The 17,856-nt window shown below is 64.8% G+C and carries 12 protein-coding genes; 7 read left to right on the top strand and 5 right to left on the bottom strand.

Annotation, left to right across the window (positions count from 1 at the left end):
- Window positions 1–222 precede the first annotated feature (222 nt).
- The 3 genes from LNV09_RS02010 (at window position 223) to LNV09_RS02000 (ending at window position 6,760) form a co-directional block, all read left to right on the top strand.
- Window positions 223–993 (top strand): ParA family protein, encoded by a 771-nt coding sequence (locus LNV09_RS02010; protein ID WP_263555396.1) that lies wholly within the window; start codon window positions 223–225, stop codon window positions 991–993.
- A 163-nt stretch (window positions 994–1,156) separates the two neighbouring features.
- The gene (locus tag LNV09_RS02005) at window positions 1,157–5,734 is read left to right on the top strand and encodes a PAS domain S-box protein (protein WP_263555780.1); all 4,578 of its coding nucleotides are present in this window, start codon (window positions 1,157–1,159) and stop codon (window positions 5,732–5,734) included.
- Window positions 5,735–5,743: 9 nt separating this feature from the next.
- A complete protein-coding gene (locus LNV09_RS02000) occupies window positions 5,744–6,760 on the top strand; it encodes an HD domain-containing phosphohydrolase (protein WP_263555395.1) in 1,017 nt (338 codons plus the stop codon).
- Window positions 6,761–6,771: 11 nt separating this feature from the next.
- Here LNV09_RS02000 and LNV09_RS01995 read toward each other — a convergent pair whose 3' ends face one another.
- On the bottom strand, window positions 6,772–8,487 hold the full coding sequence (locus LNV09_RS01995; RefSeq protein WP_263555394.1) for a sensor domain-containing diguanylate cyclase: 1,716 nt from the start codon (window positions 8,485–8,487) through the stop codon (window positions 6,772–6,774).
- Window positions 8,488–8,749: 262 nt separating this feature from the next.
- On the opposite strand from LNV09_RS01995, the gene LNV09_RS01990 reads away from it, so the two are divergent.
- The 3 genes from LNV09_RS01990 to LNV09_RS01980 all read left to right on the top strand — a co-directional run bounded on the left by LNV09_RS01990 (window position 8,750) and on the right by LNV09_RS01980 (window position 11,618).
- Window positions 8,750–10,300 carry a methyl-accepting chemotaxis protein gene (locus LNV09_RS01990; RefSeq protein WP_263555393.1) on the top strand — a complete coding sequence of 517 codons (1,551 nt, stop codon included), beginning with the start codon at window positions 8,750–8,752 and terminating at the stop codon, window positions 10,298–10,300.
- Window positions 10,301–10,342: 42 nt separating this feature from the next.
- Window positions 10,343–11,095: a PA4824 family protein gene (locus LNV09_RS01985; protein WP_263555392.1), complete on the top strand. Its 753-nt coding sequence runs from the start codon at window positions 10,343–10,345 to the stop codon at window positions 11,093–11,095.
- 142 nt (window positions 11,096–11,237) lie between these two features.
- A complete protein-coding gene (locus LNV09_RS01980; RefSeq protein ID WP_263555391.1) occupies window positions 11,238–11,618 on the top strand; it encodes a hypothetical protein in 381 nt (126 codons plus the stop codon).
- A gap of 57 nt (window positions 11,619–11,675) precedes the next feature.
- Here LNV09_RS01980 and LNV09_RS01975 read toward each other — a convergent pair whose 3' ends face one another.
- The 4 genes from LNV09_RS01975 to LNV09_RS01960 all read right to left on the bottom strand — a co-directional run bounded on the left by LNV09_RS01975 (window position 11,676) and on the right by LNV09_RS01960 (window position 16,715).
- Window positions 11,676–12,527 (bottom strand): hypothetical protein, encoded by an 852-nt coding sequence (locus tag LNV09_RS01975; protein WP_263555390.1) that lies wholly within the window; start codon window positions 12,525–12,527, stop codon window positions 11,676–11,678.
- Window positions 12,524–14,872 (bottom strand): hypothetical protein, encoded by a 2,349-nt coding sequence (locus LNV09_RS01970; RefSeq protein ID WP_263555389.1) that lies wholly within the window; start codon window positions 14,870–14,872, stop codon window positions 12,524–12,526. The genes LNV09_RS01975 and LNV09_RS01970 overlap by 4 nt, the downstream gene beginning before the upstream one ends.
- A gap of 264 nt (window positions 14,873–15,136) precedes the next feature.
- Window positions 15,137–15,997, bottom strand: coding sequence for a carboxylating nicotinate-nucleotide diphosphorylase (nadC, locus tag LNV09_RS01965; RefSeq protein WP_263555388.1), 861 nt, complete (start codon window positions 15,995–15,997; stop codon window positions 15,137–15,139).
- 19 nt (window positions 15,998–16,016) lie between these two features.
- Complete coding sequence (locus LNV09_RS01960; protein WP_263555779.1) at window positions 16,017–16,715, bottom strand: fumarylacetoacetate hydrolase family protein; 699 nt, start codon at window positions 16,713–16,715, stop codon at window positions 16,017–16,019.
- 87 nt (window positions 16,716–16,802) lie between these two features.
- On the opposite strand from LNV09_RS01960, the gene LNV09_RS01955 reads away from it, so the two are divergent.
- On the top strand, window positions 16,803–17,792 hold the full coding sequence (locus LNV09_RS01955; RefSeq protein WP_263555387.1) for a septal ring lytic transglycosylase RlpA family protein: 990 nt from the start codon (window positions 16,803–16,805) through the stop codon (window positions 17,790–17,792).
- Window positions 17,793–17,856: the final 64 nt, after the last annotated feature.

The following is a 17,856-nucleotide window of genomic DNA, read 5'->3' as shown; positions in this document are numbered from 1 at the left end:
TGGAACCGAAGGATGGCAAACAAGCCAAAGCGGCGCGAGTGTGGCCGCAGCATGTGACAGTTTTATGGGGACTGTCACAAAAGCCCACATCGGCGCGCTTCAGACACCCCGGATGAGGGGGCGCGCAGGCAGCTAGGCCGGCAATCTGGCGGATACCCTGAGCTCGCGGCGTCTTGCTGCAGTGCACAATAGCGCCATTGCAATTCAGCCAGGGATAAGCGAATGCGCCGCGTTGTTTTCAATCAAAAAGGTGGGGTCGGCAAGTCCACCATCACCAGCAATCTCGCGGCCATTGCCGCATATCAGGGCCGGCGCACGCTGTTGGTCGATCTGGACCGGCAGGGCAATTCCAGCCGTTATCTGCTCGGTGAGGCTGCCGATGCAGAGCAGCCCGGCGCCGCCGAGTTCTTCGAAACGACGCTGAAATTCAGCGTTCGCAACCCCAAGACCAGCGACTTCATCATCGAAACACCCTGGGAAAACTTGCACCTGATGCCGGCCAGCCCCTTGCTGGACGAGCTGCACAGCAAGCTCGAGAGCCGCTACAAAATCTACAAGCTGCGCGAGGCCCTGGTGGAGCTGGGCGAGGACTACGACGAAATCTGGATCGACACCCCGCCCTCGCTGAACTTCTACACCCGCTCGGCGCTGATCGCGGCCGAGACCTGCTTGATTCCGTTTGACTGCGATGAGTTCGCGCGCCGCGCGCTGTATGAGTTGCTCGACAACGTCAAGGAAATCCAGGCCGATCACAACGCCGAATTGGAAGTCGAGGGCATCATCGTCAACCAGTTCCAGGCCCGCGCCGCGCTGCCGCAGCGCACCGTACAAGCGCTGATTGACGAGGGCCTGCCGGTGCTGGCGCCCTACCTCAGCGCAAGCGTCAAGGTCAAGGAGTCGCATGAGCTGGCACGTCCGATGATCCATCTGGACCCGCGCCACAAGCTGACACAGGAGTTCGTGGCGCTGTATGAGGCCTTGCGTCAGGGCTAGGCCCGGCGTAGCAGCAAATAGCGAAATAGCCGACCTTCACCCGGCTTAGCTGGCAATTTTCAGGCGCTTGCGCCTGCTAGGATCAAAAGACGCATTCGCAAGCCCGCAATGCGTCACAGGTGCCATGGTGCGGCGCCACATCTGAGAGCAGCTGAACTTGAAGATGCCCAGGGGCCACAGACGCTTGTTGCTGATGCTGTTGAGCATGGCGGCAGCGCTGCCCTTGCTGGCTTGGGCCTATCTGCACTGGGCCACACCGCAGGCCGAAAACAAGGCCTTTGCCAATTTGGAGGCGATTGCCCAGCTGAAGACGGAGCAGGTCGAGTCTTGGCTGGGTGAGCGGCTCAGCGACGGCCGCGCATTGATGAGCAATGGCAGCCTGATCGACGAGGTGCTGAGCTTGAAGAGCGCCAGCACCGATGCCAATCGGCAGCATGTAGAAAAGCAGCTGCTGGCCATTCAGCAAGCCTATGGCTATGCCGCCGTTGCGCTTTTCAGCAGCTCGGGTGAGGCTGTGCTGAGTACCGGTGAGCCCTTGCAGGCGAACGCGCCGGACGCCGCCTTGGTGCGCCAAGCCGTGCAGACCGGCGAGCTGCAAGTCGCCGAGCTCGGGGCCGACAAGCAGGGTCGCATGCGCTTGGATCTGATGGTGCCGCTGATCCATCACCACGGCGCTGCACAGGTGGTCGCAGGCGCCGTGCTGCTGCGCATTGATCCGCAGCAGTTTCTATTCCCCTATATGCAGCGCTGGCCGGTGGTCAGCGACAGCGGCCAAACTCTGCTGCTGCGCCGCGATGGCGACGCGGCGCTGTTTTTGAACAGCCCCCAGCACCGGCCGGCAGGCTCGGCACCTCTGCGCCTGCCATTGAGCGAGAGCGAACGGCCGGCCGCACAAGCGCTGCTTGCCCATGGGCCGGGCCGGACGCAAGGGCTGGACCACGCCCAAGTGGCCGTGTTGGGCGCCTACCGGCAAGTGCGCGGCAGCTCCTGGACCTTGCTCGCCAAGATGAATCGCGACGAGGTCTTGCAGCCGGTGCGCGAGGGCTTGTTCTGGGGCGGCTTGATGGGCTTGCTGGCGATGACCTCGCTATTGGCGGCGATTGCTCAGATGCAGCGTGCGCAAGAGCGCGAGCAAGACCTGGCCCTGCTGGTCAAGCAAGGTGAAGCCGAGCGGCAGATTCAGCAGTTCTTTGAGCTGCCCTTTATCGGCATGGCCAGCTCGCAGCCGGCGTCCAAGACCCTGGGCCACTTCAACGACTATTTGTGCGACTTGCTGGGCTACTCGCGCCAAGAGCTGCAGACCATGAACTGGGCCGAGATCACGCACCCGCAAGACTTGGCCGAGGAGCTGCCGCTGTTCGAGCGCGTTTTGCGCGGTGAGGCCGAGGGCTATCGCCTGCAAAAGCGCTACTTCCGCAAAGACGGCCACACCGTGCATGCCGACGTCAATGTGAAATGCCTGCGCGCCGACGATGGCAGCGTCAGCCTTTTTCTGGCCACCGTACAAGACATCAGCGACAGCATCTACGCCGCCGAAAAGATACAGCGTCAGGCCGATCTTTATGCGGCGCTGTACGAATCCAACCAAGCGATTCTGCACAGCCAGGACGAGCAGCTATTGTTTGACCGCATGTGCCGCAGCGCGGTGATCTTGGGCCGTCTCAGAACCGCCTGGATTGGCTTTGTGGATCCGCTCACTTTGCAAATTAGGCCGCAGGCGCGCTTTGGCGTCGCTGTCGACTATATGGACCAGGTGCCGGTCAGCGTGGACCCGCTGGCAGCGGGCGGCCAAGGCACTTCCGGGCCGGCGATCCGGGAGGATGCGCCTTGCTGGGTACAAGACTTCATCAAAGACCCACGCACCCGGCCCTGGCTGGAATTGGGCCTTGCCAATGGCTGGGGAGCGAGCGCCTCGCTGCCTCTGCACCGTGACGGGCGCGCCTGCGGCGTGCTGGTGCTGACCGCTGCCGAGGTCGATGCCTTCGACGCCGAAACACGCCAGCTGCTGCTGGCCATGGCGGGCGAGGTGGACTATGCACTGGCCAACTTCGAGCGCGAGCGCCAGCGTGCCTTTGCCGAAGCCGAATTGCGCCGCTCCGAACGGCGCTTTGCCACCGCCTTTCAGTCCAGCCCGATTGCGGCGGCCATCACGACGCTGAACGAAGGTCGCATCCTGCAAGTCAACCGCAACTTCGAGCGCGAGTTGGGTTGGACGGCCGAGCAAGTGCTGGGCCGCAGCTCCACCGAGCTGGGCTTCTGGCAGCGCGAGTCGCAGCGTCAGGAATGGATGCAGATCATCCGCGAGCAAGGTCGCTTGATCGGCTATGAAACGCAGTGGCGCACCAGCAGCGGCGAGCTGCGCACCATCAGCTTGTCGGGCGAAGTGACCGAGCTGGACGAACAGCCCTGCGTGCTGGCCTTCGTGATCGACGTGACCGAACAAAAAGCCAATGAGCAGCGCCTGCGCATGTTGTCGATGGCGATCGAGCAAAGCCCGGAAAGCATCTTCATCACCGACCTGGACACGCGGATCGAATATGTGAATCAGGCCTTTGTGGATTCCTCAGGCTATAGCCGCGAAGAGTTGCTGGGCCAGAAACCTTCGATTCTGAAGTCCGGCCATACGCCCGACGCCGTCTATGCCGGCCTGTGGGCGGCCTTGAATCAGGGCCAGATCTGGAAAGGCGAGTTGTCCAACCGCCGCAAAGACGGCAGCGAGTATGCCGAGTTCGCCATCATCACGCCGATCTACCAGGCCGACGGCAAGCTCACGCATTACGTGGCGCTGAAGGAGGACATCACCGAACGCAAGCGCATCGGCGAAGAGTTGAACCAGCATCGCCACCATCTGGAGGAGCTGGTGGTGGACCGCACCAGCGAGCTGGCGCTGGCGCGCCAAACCGCCGAGGCTGCCAACCTGGCCAAGAGCAGCTTTCTGGCCCATATGAGCCACGAGATCCGCACGCCGATGAACGCCATCATCGGCCTGACCCATCTGCTGCGCCGCGACGAGCCGAGGCCCGGCCAATTGCTGCGCTTGAAGAAGATTGACGTGGCGGCCGCGCACCTGCTGGCCACCATCAACGACATCCTGGACGTCAGCAAGATCGAAGCCGGCCGCTTGACGCTGGAGCAGCGCGACTTCCACCTCGACGCCCTGCTCGACCAGGTCTACTCGATGATGGCCGACCAGGCCCATGCCAAGAGCCTGCAACTGAGCATGGAGAGGGGCGAGGGCACGCCCGACTGGCTGCGCGGCGACCAGACGCGGCTGCGCCAGGCGCTGCTGAACTTCGTCGGCAACGCGCTCAAATTCACCGACCAAGGCCGGATCAGCGTGCGTGTGCAGTTGGCTCAAGCCGCGCAAGCGGCCCCGGACGAAGCCGTTTTGCTGCGCTTCGAGGTGCAAGACAGCGGCATCGGCATTCCCGCGCAAGAGCTGGGCTCCTTGTTCCAGGCCTTTCAACAAGCGGACAGCTCCATCACCCGCAAATACGGCGGCACCGGCCTGGGCCTGACCATCACCCAGTTGCTGGCGCGCCTGATGGGCGGCGAGGCCGGCGCGCAGAGTGAGCCCGGCCTGGGCAGCACCTTCTGGTTCACCGCCCGGCTCGCACGCGGCGAACCCCAGCTGGCGCTGCCCATCTTGGGCGCTGCCAGCGAGCTCGAGCAGGCCCTGCGCAGCCAGCATGGCGGCGCCCGCATCTTGCTGGTGGACGATGTGGAAATCAATCTTGAGCTGGGTCGCTTGCTGCTGGAGGGCTGCGGGCTGCAGGTGGACTTGGCGCGCAATGGCCGCGAGGCGGTAGAGGCCGTGGCCCGCGAGGCCTATGACCTGGTGCTGATGGACATGCAGATGCCAGAGATGGACGGGCTGACTGCGGCGCGTGCCATCCGGCGCTTGCCCGCGCGGGCCAAGTTGCCGGTCTTGGCCGTGACGGCCAATGTGTTCGAGGAAGACCGGCAAAGCTGTTTGGCCGCAGGCATGAATGACTTTGTGCCCAAACCGGTGGAGCCGCGCCAGCTCTATGCGGCGCTGCTGAAGTGGCTGCCCGCCAAGGGGCAAATCGGCGAGCCGGCGGTGACGCAAGCGAGGCCAGATACGCCGTCCGGTCCGAACGCGAAGCTCAGCCAGGCCCTGCAAGCCTTGGGCGAACTCGACGGCCTGGATCACCAACATGGCTTGCAGGTCTGGCGTGACGCGCAACTCTATGGCCGCCACCTCAAGCTGTTTGCGGCCGAGCATCAAGAGCTGCTGACCCAGCTCCAAGCCGACCGGAACAATGCACCAGCCTTGCTGCACAAAGTCAAGGGCTCGGCCGGTAATTTGGGCCTGAGCCGGCTGGCCCGGCTGTGCGCAGAGGCTGAAAGTGCGCTGCTGGCCGACCCTGCGACCGAGATCCTATGGCCGCCACTGCAAACCGCGCTGCAGCAGGCCTGGCAATCGATCGAATGCTTCGGCGCGGCCGTGAGCGCGAGCTGCGAGGCTGGGGCGCCAGCCCTTGCCACGCCCGCGCTTGAGTCGGCGCAAGGCCGCGCGCAATTGCAAGCCGGCCTGAAAGACTTGCTGAAAAAACTCGATGCGGATACACCGGAGTTGGTGGAGCCGCTGCTGGCACAGCTGGCCACAGGGCTGCCGGCCGCGTATTTGCAGCCCATCCGGTCTGCGGTAGAGTCGTTCGACTTCAGGGCAGCAGAAGTGGCCACCCAGGAACTCGCCGATCGCCTGAACCTTGCCTAGGAAATGCCCATGTCGAATTCGCCGCTGTTGATCGTCGATGACGACCCGAGCAACCTGGCCGTGCTGCGCCAGATCTTGTCGCCGCTCTACCCCCTGGTGTTCGCCCGCAGCGGGCTCGACGCGATCGCCGCCGCCCACAAGCATGCGCCGGCGCTGGTGCTGCTGGATGTGCAAATGCCCGGCATGGACGGCTACAGCGTTTGCCGCCAGCTCAAAGCCGATGCGGCCACACACGCGATCCCGGTGATCTTCGTGACCTCCTTGTCCGAGGTCGGGGATGAGGCACGCGGCTTTGCCGCCGGCGCGGTGGACTACATCATCAAGCCGGTGTCGGCGCCGATCGTGCTGGCGCGTGTGAAGGCGCATTTGTCGCTGGTCGGCGTGGCACAGCTGGAGCAGGTCTATCACGACGCAATTTACATGCTGGCCGCCGCCGCCCATCTGAAAGACAAAGACACCGGCGCGCATATCTGGCGCATGGGCGCCTATGCCGGCGCGATCGCCAGCGCCTGCGGCTGGAGCCGGGCCGATCGCCGTCTGCTGGAGCTGGCCGCACCAATGCACGACACCGGCAAGATTGGCATTCCTGAAACGATTTTGTGCAAACCGGGCCGCCTCGACACCGCCGAGTTCGCGTTGATGCAAACGCATGCGCAGATCGGCTTTGAGGTGCTCTGCATGAGCCAGGCGCCGGTGTTCAAGATGGCGGCCGAGATCGCGCTATGCCATCACGAGAAATGGGACGGCAGCGGCTACCCCAACGGCCTCACTGGCCAAGCCATCCCTGAGTCGGCGCGCATCACCGCGATTGCCGATGTATTCGACGCACTGGGCATGCGTCGGCCTTACAAAGACGCTTGGCCGATGGAGCAGGTGCTCGCGACCATGTTGGCGGGCGCAGGCACGCATTTCGAGCCCAGGTTGATCGAGGTGTTCATGTCGATCTTGCCGCAGATTCAAGTGATCAAGAACGAATGGGACGAACGCGAGGCAACCGGCCCGCTGACCATGCCGGCCGAACTTTAAGCCTGCCTCAGTCAAGCCAACGCTGGTGCCACCCGGTTGCGTCCCAGGTGCTTGGCCTCGAAGAGCTTGGCGTCGGCAGCATTGATCAAGTCCTCCAGACGCAGCGCCTCGCCGCGCTCGGCCACGCCGATGCTGGCCGTTAGCTCGGGCGCCACATTGTTGAGCGCCGGTCGGCTTTGTTCGATCACCTCACGCAGACGTTCCGCCAACGCGCAGGCTTGGCCGAGGTCGGTCTCGGGCATCAAGAGCACAAACTCCTCGCCACCCCAGCGCGCCAGAATATCGCCGGCGCGGCAGCCCTGATCGAGCAGGCGCGCCACCTTCACCAGCGCCTTATCGCCGGCGCTGTGGCCCATCTCGTCATTGATCTGCTTGAAATGATCCAGGTCCAGCATGATCAAACTGAGCGGGCGCCCACTGCGCAGCGCGGTACTCCAGCACGAGCCCGCCAGCTCCAGAAAGGCACGCCGATTGCGCAGCTGCGTCAAAGGGTCCAAACGCGCCATCTGCTCGGCACGCAGCGCTGCGTCCTGCTGCTGGCGTACCCAATAGGCCAGCGCCAGGGCGAGCAGGCTGGCCTCCAGGATGAAGCCAATCTCCAGCGCATGGAAGGTCCAAGTCCTGAAGGGCAGGATGCTCCAGGTCGACAAGGCCGTGACCAGGGTGCCCAGCATGCCGCACAGCGCAGCGACCAAAAAATTGAAACCCGCCTGCCGCCCGCGCCGCAGCGTCAGCAAGCCCAAGCCCACCATGATGAGGGTGAAGATGGCCACAAAGCAAAACGCCAGTTGCACCGCCACAAAATGCCAGCCGTTCAAGAGCGCCAAGCCCATATAGAGCAAGCCCGCCAGGCACAGTACTTGGACCGCACGCAAGGTTCTGGGCGCATGTTCTGCCAAAGCCAGAAAGCGCGCCGCAAACAGCAGGCCGCTGCAGCCGAAGAGCAGCATCAAGACCACAATCACATAACGCTGAACAAGCACGTTGCCGGGCCAAAACCAAGCATAGCCGTGCCCGGTATAGGCCAGGTTCATCGCCACCAGCGTGGCCAGATAAAGCCCGTAATAGAGATAGCTGCGCTGGCGCAGGCCGGCAAACAACAGCAAGTTGTAGCTGCACAGCGCGAGCAAAAATCCATACACAAAGCCGTAGAAATAGCCGGCCTGGAGTTGGCGCTGGCCGAGCTGCTCGGGCGTCAAAAGTTCGAGCGGCAACACCATCGGGTCGACCGAGGCGACGCGCAAAAACAGCTCGCTCTCGCCGGGCGGCACCTCGAGCGAAAAAACAAAACCGAGCGCCGGCGTCAAACCTGGTGCGCTGGCCTGCTCGTCACCGCTTTGCAGCTGCGCTAGCAGCCGCCCGCCTTGCAGCTGGTACAGCGTGAGACTGTCAAGCCAGGTGGTGCCGGCGAGCAGCCGCAAGCTGCGTGCGCGCTCGCCAGGATTGCGCAGTGCCAGCCGCAGCCAAACGGGCGGCGCGCCGATGCCGAAGTTCAGCACTTGCTGCCGGCCTGCCTGGAACTTGCCGTCCCGCTGCAGCGCCTGGGCCTGCGCCAGATCCAGGGCCAGACCCGGCGTCTCGATCAACACTTCGGCCCGCAGGCCCACCGAACCAGCGGGCAAATCGCCGACGGGCAAAGGCTCGGCCAGCAAGGGACCCGTCAGCAGCAACAACGCAAGGGCCAAGCTCCACACCTGCAGCGGCCCAAGCCGGCGCGAAATCTCCACGCTAAGCGCCAAACAAGGCGCCAAAACAAGCGCCAGAGTCCTGAAGATCACCACGATGATTTGCGAGTGTTCACGCTTTCAGTCTAAGCCGGCCAGGGCTCGCCGCAGCAAAGAAAAATTGCGCACAGTGCCGGCATTTCGCGGCTTGAATTCAAGATTGCCAAGTCGGGGCCGATAGGTGAAGATGCACCAAAGCCCTGTGCCCAGCAGGGCTTTGGCATACGGCCCCGTCGTTTGAAGAGTCTTTCTCATGGAGTCCCGCATGAAACTGAATCTGGCCCAACGCATCTTGCTGTCCAACGTCATCTTGCTGACGGTCTTCTTGGCGGTGATCTCCGCCATCATGGTAATGATGGGCCGCATGGACACGGTCAATGACGACATCACCGACAACAATATCCCGCAGCTGACCAGCTTGTCGACCTTGAACGATTCCATCCATGGGCGTGGCATTGCGCTGCGCAATCTGGCGCTGCTGCCCAACGCCAAACATGAGGCGGAAATAGACACCCTGACCAAGGTGCGCGAGCAAGGCAATCGGGCGATCAAAGATATCACCGAGCAGTTCGTGCCCGGTGACGCATCTCCAGAAGAAATCGCCGAGGCCAAAGACATCATCGCCAAAACCCTGGCCTCGCGCGTCGTGGTGGATGAGTTGGTCGCGCTGATTCGGGCCGACAAAAGAGACGAATACATCGCTTTGCTCTACAACCGCTACGACGGAATGGAAGACGACATCTTGGCGCTGCTCGACAAGCTGAGCACCCAGATGGAAGAAGGCGCCCGCAAGGACGGCGCAAGCGCGGCGGCCGCCTACGACAATGCCCGCCTGACCGCGATCATCGGCTTGGGCATCGCCGTCGCCTCGGCGGCCTTGCTGGGCTTCACGCTGCGCCGCTATGTCTTGCAGCGCCTGGGCGCTGACCCGACCGATCTGGCCGAGATTGCCCAGCGCATTGCCGCCGGCGATCTGCGCGCGCTCAAGCACAACGGTGTGACCTTCCAGGGCAGTGTGATCGAGGCGATGGCGACGATGCAGCAGTCGCTCTCAAACCTGGTCAAGGCGGTGGGCGACAACGTCAACGCGGTGGTCACCGCCAGCGCGGAAATCGCCCATGCCAGCCATGACCTGAGCAACCGCACCGAGCAGCAGGCCGCCAATCTGGAGCAGGTGGCCGCCACCGCGCAAGAACTCAACAGCAGCGTGCAGCGCACCTCGGCCTCGGCGCACGAGGCGCATCAACTCTCCAACGCCACCAGCCAGGCGGCCGATGCCGGCGGCGAGGCGGTGGGCCGGGTGGTCAGCACCATGGAGCAGATTCAAGCGTCCTCGCGCCAGATCGGCGAGATCAGCTCGGTCATCGACGGCATTGCCTTCCAGACCAATATCCTGGCGCTCAATGCCGCCGTTGAAGCGGCACGGGCCGGCGAGCAAGGGCGCGGCTTTGCGGTGGTCGCCAGCGAGGTGCGCAGCCTGGCGCAGCGCAGCGCCGAGGCCTCCAAGCAGATCGGCGCCTTGATCGCGCGCTCGACCGAGACCGTCAATGACGGCGCCAATCTGGTCGACAGGGCCCGCCACACCATGGAAGATCTGCGCGGCTCGGTGCAAAAAGTGCAGACCATGATCAGCGAAATATCGAGCGCCACGCAAGACCAGGCAACCAGCTTGGGCGAGGTCTCACAGGCGATTCGCCAGCTCGATGAGATGACGCAGCAGAACGCCGCCATGGTGGAGGAAACCACCGCCTCTTCGGACAATCTGCGTCGCATGGGCGGTGATCTGAAGCAGCACACCGATCGTTTTCAAGTTTAGCCAGGCCAGGTTTGACCCTCGAAAGGCCAAAAGATGATGACGATGAAACGACACCTGCGGCCACGCCGCAGCTTCGCCACCACGGCGAGCGGTCTGGCTATGTTGGCGCTGGTATGCGCCGGCCCTGCCCAGGCCGGACGCCCCTTGTCCAGCGATGACGCCGGCACCGCCGACCCCGGCAGCTGCCAATTGGAGGGCTGGGGCGAGAAAGTGGGCAGCAGCCGGGCGCTGGTGCTGGCACCGGCTTGCGGCATCGTCGAAGGCCTGGAGATCGACCTCGACTACACCCACCCGCATCCACGCGACGAGATCCGCGGCGAAGCAGGCTTCGCGGTCAAATGGGCGCCCAAGAGCTGGGGGCTGTTGACGCCGGCCGGGCAAATCAACTTCGGCCTCAAAGTGGGCGTCGGTTATGAACACCCGTCAGACAGCGGCTGGCGCCGCAATGGCCAGGGGCTGCTTGGCTTGGCGACGCTGGTGGTCAATGAAGACTTTGCCCTGCATGCCAATCTCGGGCCGCATCAAGACCGCGCCAGCGGCCTGACCGGCACGGCGCTGAATCTGGCACTGGTCTGGGTGCCCAGCCCGCTGGGCTTGCTGTTCGCTGAAGTGCAAACGAATGACCGGCGCAGCGTCTTTGGCGGCACGCAACGCACCGTGGGCGGCCTGTGGTGGGTGACGCCGGACAAGTTTGGCCTCAGCGTGACGGCCGGCCAGCAAACCGGCAACAGCCAAACGCAATGGACGCTGGGCTTCGGCTGGTACGGGCTGAGCGCGTGGGAAGCGAGCCCTTAGGGGCCAGTTTCGTGATATTTGTCTCAAACTAGGGCCAACCCGCCCCCTCGGGCAAGGGTGGCAAATCAAAGCCGCTGGCCTTAAGCTGGCGTCATTGTTTTCAGGCACCTGGGGTGCCGCTCCAACACAAAGGTTGAATCACATGAAGCGCAACATCACCGCCATCGTTTTGTCCAGCCTGAGCCTGCTGGCCGGCGTCGCCCAAGCCGCCAGCCCTGCCGCCACCGAGTCGGCCGCCGGCAAGGCATTGCGCACCGAATGCGCCAACAAGTACAGCGCCAATTACGCCCAGGCCGACCAGGCGCAAGCGGCCGGTGTCGCCGAGTACACCTTCGTGTATCACAAGGGTCAGTACAAGGGCGAACATGTCGCCGGCCAAAGCCTGGACTGCACCGAACAGCAATACGCTTCTTACCTGAACACGGTCGATATGGACCGCGTGATGAACGCCTACCCCACGGCCGCCGGCCGCCCCAGCGTGAAGGCACCGCGCCTGCCGCGCACGCCCAGCGCCGGTAAGTAAACAGCGATAAGCGGGCGGCGGTAAATCGGCAGCAGGTAGCGGGTAGCGGGCCGAAGCTCAATCCCGACCCGCCGCCACATCGACGGGCAGCGGCTCGGCCGCCGTATGCGACAGCGGCCACAGCTGCAACAACTGCCACCACAGCAAGGCGACCAAGCCACCGGCGGCCAGCAGCATGCCCAGTTGCAGGCCCAGATACCACTCAAAGTGCAAAGCCCAGGCCCAGACCAAGCTGGCGCCGCCCATGAACACAGTGGCCGGTATCAGGCGCGCCGGTCTATCGGCCGGCTCTTGGCTGAACCAAGCCAGCTCAAACGCCATCCAAGCGAGCTGAAAAGCGGCGACGCTCAGCAGCCCCCACTTGAGCAGGCTGGCCATCCGTACATCGGCCACCGCCGCGTCGGCCAGCACAAAATACTGCAGCTGCTCCAGCGCGCGCAGCGTCATACCGTTCTCGGCCAAGTCGGCCAGGCCCGCGGCGACGGCCGGCAGGCAGAGCAAATGCGGCAGCGCCCCGCGTAGCTTGAGCCGGCGCGCCAGGCTGAGCGTAAAAAACACCAGCATGCCGACATAGCCCGGTACCAGCAGCGCCGAGTCGACCAGCAGATGGCAGCTCAGGCGACCGAAATTGGGCCCGACCACGGGCTCGCCCCATCCACCCCACCCGCTCAGGCCGCATTGGCCGGCGTCAACGGCCTGCCAGTCGGCCAGCAAATGGGTTTGAAATTGCTGCGCCGTGGCGAGCAGCTCGATATCGATGGGCGACGCACCCGCGCCGACCGGTGCCAACACCGTCTGCAGCAGACTCAGGCCCAGCAGAGCCAACAAGGTCAAGCCGCACAGAATCCATTGCGCCCGCATGGCGGCCTTGGGCGCTTGCGGCGGCAGTTGCTTGCCTGCAGACATCATGGTGGTGAAGCTCCTGAAGCAGATGAAGCGACCGGTGAAGGCGCCAGCACCGACAGCTGCACAGGAGGCAGCGCCACCGGCGCCGTCACCCTGCGCTGGCAGGCCGAGTCGGCCGCGGCCAGCCTGGCCTTGAGCTGGGGCGCCAGCCGTGCGGCCAGGCTGGCGGCCTCTTGGCTGAAGTTGTGTTGCGCCGTGGTTGACAGCGTCCAGCCCAAAGGTGCTTTGGCTGCCGCCGAATTGATGGGCACGGCCAGATCGATCAGATCCGGCCCCATGATTTGCAGCAGCTTCAGCCGCGCCGTCACCGCATGCGCACTGCGCGCGTTGTAGAGCCCGGCCACGATGGAGCCCGTCTCCGGAAACCAGCCGCTGGGGCTCAGCTCTTCGGCCCGCCGCTGCGCATCGAAGGCCTCGGGTGCGTTGCGCACCAGCAGCACGATGGGCCGGAACTGCCGCTGCGGCGTTTGATGCTCTTGCGGCAGTTGTTCGCGCTGCCGCTTGCACAGATAGTCGATCAAATCGACCAGCGTCTGTGCGCCCGAGTTGTCGTAATAGCCGCCGTCCACCAGGCGCACTTTCGGCTCAGCCGGCGCCAGGGCGGCGCTCCGGTAGCTGACCGTGCCGGCCGGGCTGAGCGCCGGGAAGCGCGCGCTGTGATGCACCAGGCCGGCCACGCTTTGGGCGGCACTGCTGAAGCGGCCGGCGCTCATCAAGTCCTGGCCGTCCAGCTTGAGGCTATTGGTGAAAATCGATTCGCCCTTGCCGGTGCCATCGCCATCGTCATAGCCGTCGGCCAAGCGCGTCAGCACCGCCCGCTGGCCGGTCTCCACCACCGTGGTATTGATCATCAACTCGGGCAAGCGACCCTCGCAGCCCGCATACCACTGCCAAAGCGGGCGCGTGAACGGTTGGCCAGGCAGCTCGGCATGGGCGCGCTGCCAGCTCTCTTCGAGCGCCCGCGAGCGATCAAAGCTGTCGATGGCGAACGGCCAGAAGCGCTGCAGCAGGTCATAGAACAACATGCCCGCCACCGGCGCCGACAGATAGTCGTCACCCAGATGGCGGCCGACCGGGCTGGGTTGGCCAGGCTGGCCGGGGGTAAGCGGCCAGCCAATGCCACCGCTGTCCTGATAGACCATCGTCGGGCATAGGGCGGCGCGCTGCGTCGCCAGCCACGAGGCCAGGCCCAGGCTGCCGCCCGACACGCCCGACAGCGCAAAGGTCTGCGCCGGCCAGCCCGGCTCGGCCGCGGCGAGCTGGTTCAGGATCTCGGCCGTCCAAAAAGCCGCGCGGATGCCGCCGCCCTCGCTGGCGATGAAGATCACCGGCAGCGGCGCGGCGGCCTTGGGCTGCCCGGCGGGCTCCTTGCGCCCGGCCAGATGCTGCGCAAAAGCCTCGCCGACGCTGGGCCGGGCCGGTGCCGCCAGGTCGCCATCCAGCGCCGCCGGCCGCACCTGGTGGTTGTCGGTCCACCAGCCCAGCAGCCCGGCCAGCACCATGGCCCAGGGCGCAAGATGTGGCAGGCCTTTGCGCAGCGGCCAATAGCTGAGCAAGAAGCTGCCAAACCAATTGATCGCCGCCAGCGCGAACCCGACGACCGCCGCCGTGCCCAACAGATGCGGCACACCGAGCGGGAACAGCACCAGCAGGCCGGTCAGCAAAAACGAAAACGCCAAGCCCCAGCCAATGATCACCCGGCTCAGCCAGGGCAAGGGCTGACCCTGCGGCAAGCTGGCCGGCAGCAACTCTTGTTCTTGTCCAGGGCTTGCGCTGGTGCGGCCGGCCGAGTTGGCCAGCAGGCCCCATTGCGAGAGCTTGAGCAGCAGCCGCCCGCGCAGGACCAGGGTGAGCAGGATCAGCAAGGCCAGTAAACCAAAGCCGCGTGCCGCCGCCTGCGCCGCGCGGTCGACCTGATCGGCCCGCTCGGCGTCAATCAAACTCGCAAAACCCAGTGCCACCATGGCCGCCGGTGCCGCCCCAGCCGCGCGCGGCAGGTTGCGCCGCCACCAGCCCAGTTGCTCGGCCAGCGGCAAGCCGGCCATCTCGGCGCTCAACAGCCAGCGCATCGAATACCAGAGCGACAGGCCCAAGATCGTGGCCGCCGTGGCCAGCCACAGCAGGCCGGCCATGCTGGCGTCAAAGGCCTGGCTGGCGGCCCGCTCGGCCAGCGTACGCAAGACATCCAGGCCCTGCGGCACCAGACCGACAAAGGCCGCGAACACCAGCAGGCACAGCAGCGGCATCGCACAGCGCACGCCGCCGCGCAGCAGTCCGGGGCCCAACCCGCACAGCCAGGCCCAGGCAGCGCGGCAGATGCGCAGCAGCCTGGCTTGGGCAAGTCTCATATCCAATGGCAATGCGGCGCTCCGGCGGATGGGTTGGCGGAGTATGGCGAGGGGCTCGCTCTTGGCCTATGCCGATTTTCCCGGATGACCAGGCATGCTTAGGATTGGTTTTTCTTTGTTTGACCCACTGACGCTGGCCAAGCAGCGCAGGAAACCGAGGCGCGTTCGGCCCGCGCTTTGTGGCAGATCACGGCGTTCACTTCAAGCTGCCGGCTCGGGTCTGGCAGACAGGCAGACAGGCAGGCAGGCAGACAAACAAGCCTGCTAGCCATCCACCCGCATCGAATAATCCACCGCCCGCACATCCTTGGTCAGCCGGCCGATCGAGATGCGGTCGACGCCGGTGGCGGCGATCCAGCGCAGCTGCTCCAGCGCCACGCCGCCGGACACTTCCAGCAGCGCCCGGCCGGCGCTCAAGGCCACCGCCTCACGCATCATGGGCTCGCTGAACTCATCCAGCAGCACGCTGACGGCGCCGGCTTCCAGCGCCTCTTGCAGCTCAGCCATCGACTCGACCTCAACCTGGATGCCAACGCCTGAGTTCAGGGCCTGAGCGGCGCGCAGCGCGGCGCTGACTCCGCCGGCGGCAGCAATATGGTTTTCCTTGATCAGGATGCCGTCATACAGCGCCAGCCGCTGGTTGGCACCGCCGCCGACGCGCACCGCATATTTCTGCGCCAGCCGCAGGCCCGGCAGGGTCTTGCGGGTGTCGAGTACGACGCAGCCGCGTGGGTTGCTGCTGGCGCCGGCGATCGCGCTCATATGCGCATGCGTCAGCGTCGCGGTGCCCGACAGCAGTTGCAAAAAGTTCAAGGCCGGCCGCTCGGCCGAGAGCAGCAGCCGGCCATCAGCCTCAATGCGGCAGACCACCGTATCGGCCGCCATCTCGGCGCCTTCCGGGTACAGCCATTCGATCCGGCTTGATGAGTCGAGCGCCGCGAACACGCCCTCGAACCAGTCGCGCCCACACAGCACGGCCTGCTCGCGCACGCGCACATGGGCTTTGACGCGGCGGCCGGCCGGCACCAGTTGCGCGGTCCAGTCACACAGGCCGATGTCTTCGAACAAGGCATCACGGATATTGCGCTGGCGCGCTTCGGAGAGTGTTTCGTTGTGATCGAACATGGGCGCTATTGAAAACAATTTAATCGCGTGCGGCGATCGTCAAGCTGATGTCGGGCAGGCCGGCAATCTGACCGGTGATCAGGTCGCCCGGCAAGACCGGCCCGACGCCTTCGGGCGTGCCGGTATAGATCAAATCGCCCGGATGCAGGTGATAGAGCTGCGACAGATTGGCCACGATCTCGGCCACATTCCAGATCATGTCGGCCAAGTCGCCGCGTTGCTTTTCTACGCCGTTGACCGCCAGCGTGATGGCGCCGGCGCCCATGGGTCCGGTTTCACTGGCCCGCACCAGCTCGGTGATGATGGCGGACTGATCAAAGCCTTTGGCGGTGTCCCAGGGCCGACCGTTCGCCTTTGCGTCGGCTTGCAGATCGCGCCGGGTCATATCGAGACCGGCGGCATAGCCCCAGACTGCGGCACGCGCCACCTCGGGCGTCACTTTGAAAACAGGCGCACCCAGCGCCACCACCAGTTCCATCTCGTAGTGGTAATTTTTGGTGGCGGGCGGATAAGCCACCGTGCTGCCGGACGGCACCAGCGCGCAGGCCGGTTTGCTGAAATAGAACGGCGGCTCGCGGTCTGGGTCGGAGCCCATCTCGCGGGCATGGGCGGCGTAGTTGCGGCCCACGCAAAAGATGCGCGAGACGGCGTAGCGGGCGCTGGTGCCGCGCACGGCCACGCTGGCTTGAACAGGCGGGGTGAAGATGTAGTCGCTCATATTCATGGCTGGAAAAGAAGGGTTCGCGCAGCATACGACTGTTCGTAGTGCTTGGGCGCCGACGCAAAATGGTATAGGGTAGCGCCCATGCTGAATATTTTGCCGTCCCGCTTTGGCTTGCATTGCCGCCGCTGGTTGCCACTTTTGCTGGCTGCTGCGGCGCTGGGCCTGGGCGGCTGCGCCAGCCGCGTGCCGCTGGCGCCCGCCGGTTCCTCCAACCCCAAGTTCAGCGCAACCGACAAGGACGGCCCCGAGGCCACCATCCCGCCCAATCTGCAGCAGGTGCCCGATGCCCTGCCGCAAATCGAGCCTATCCGCAAAGGCGGACCCAACAAACCTTATGAGGTGCTGGGGCAACGCTATGAGCCGATCACCGTCGATGCGCCGCTGAGCGAGCGCGGCCTCGCCTCCTGGTACGGCAAGAAGTTCCATGGACGCTCCACCAGCAGCGGCGAAATTTACAATATGTATGCGATGACGGCGGCGCATCCGACCATGCCGATTCCGAGTTATGCCCGCGTGCGCAATCCGGCCAATGGGCGTGAAGTGCTGGTGCGCATCAATGACCGCGGGCCGTTTCATTCCACCCGCATCATCGACCTGAGCTACACCGCCGCGCTGAAGCTGGACATCTTGCGTGGCGTCACGCCGGTGGAGTTGGAGCGCATCACCTTTGATGACATTCGCACCGGCGCTTGGCGGCGCGGCAGCGGCGATGAGCTCGCACCGCTGGGCGACTCCCCGGTGTTCGCGGCGGCCCAGCCAGTCGGCGCACCGCAGCCCGACAGCATCACGACCCTGGCGCCCACGATCCCGGTGGTCAGCTCGCCCCGGCATGCCGCGCCGGGTTTTTGGGTGCAGATGGGCGCTTACTCCAAGCTCGACGGCGCCGAACAGTTCCGCCAAAAGCTGCTGCAAGAGCTGGACTGGATGGCGCCGCTGCTGGCGGTTTTCAAGGACGGCGGCCTGCATCGCCTGCAAGCCGGCCCCTTCGGCTCGCGCGACGATGCGCGCCAGGCGGCCGAGCGCGTCAAGCTGGCTTTGAATATGAATGCGCTGGTGGTGGAGCGGCGCTGACGCAGAATCACTTCAAGACGGCGCTTGTGTCTGCCTCGGCGCTGGGCGATCATGGGGGTCAGAT

The sequence above is a fragment of the Paucibacter sp. B2R-40 genome (genome assembly GCF_025717555.1).
In the GTDB taxonomy this organism is placed as follows: domain Bacteria; phylum Pseudomonadota; class Gammaproteobacteria; order Burkholderiales; family Burkholderiaceae_C; genus Paucibacter_A.
This window is presented reverse-complemented; position numbering and strand designations above follow the sequence as displayed.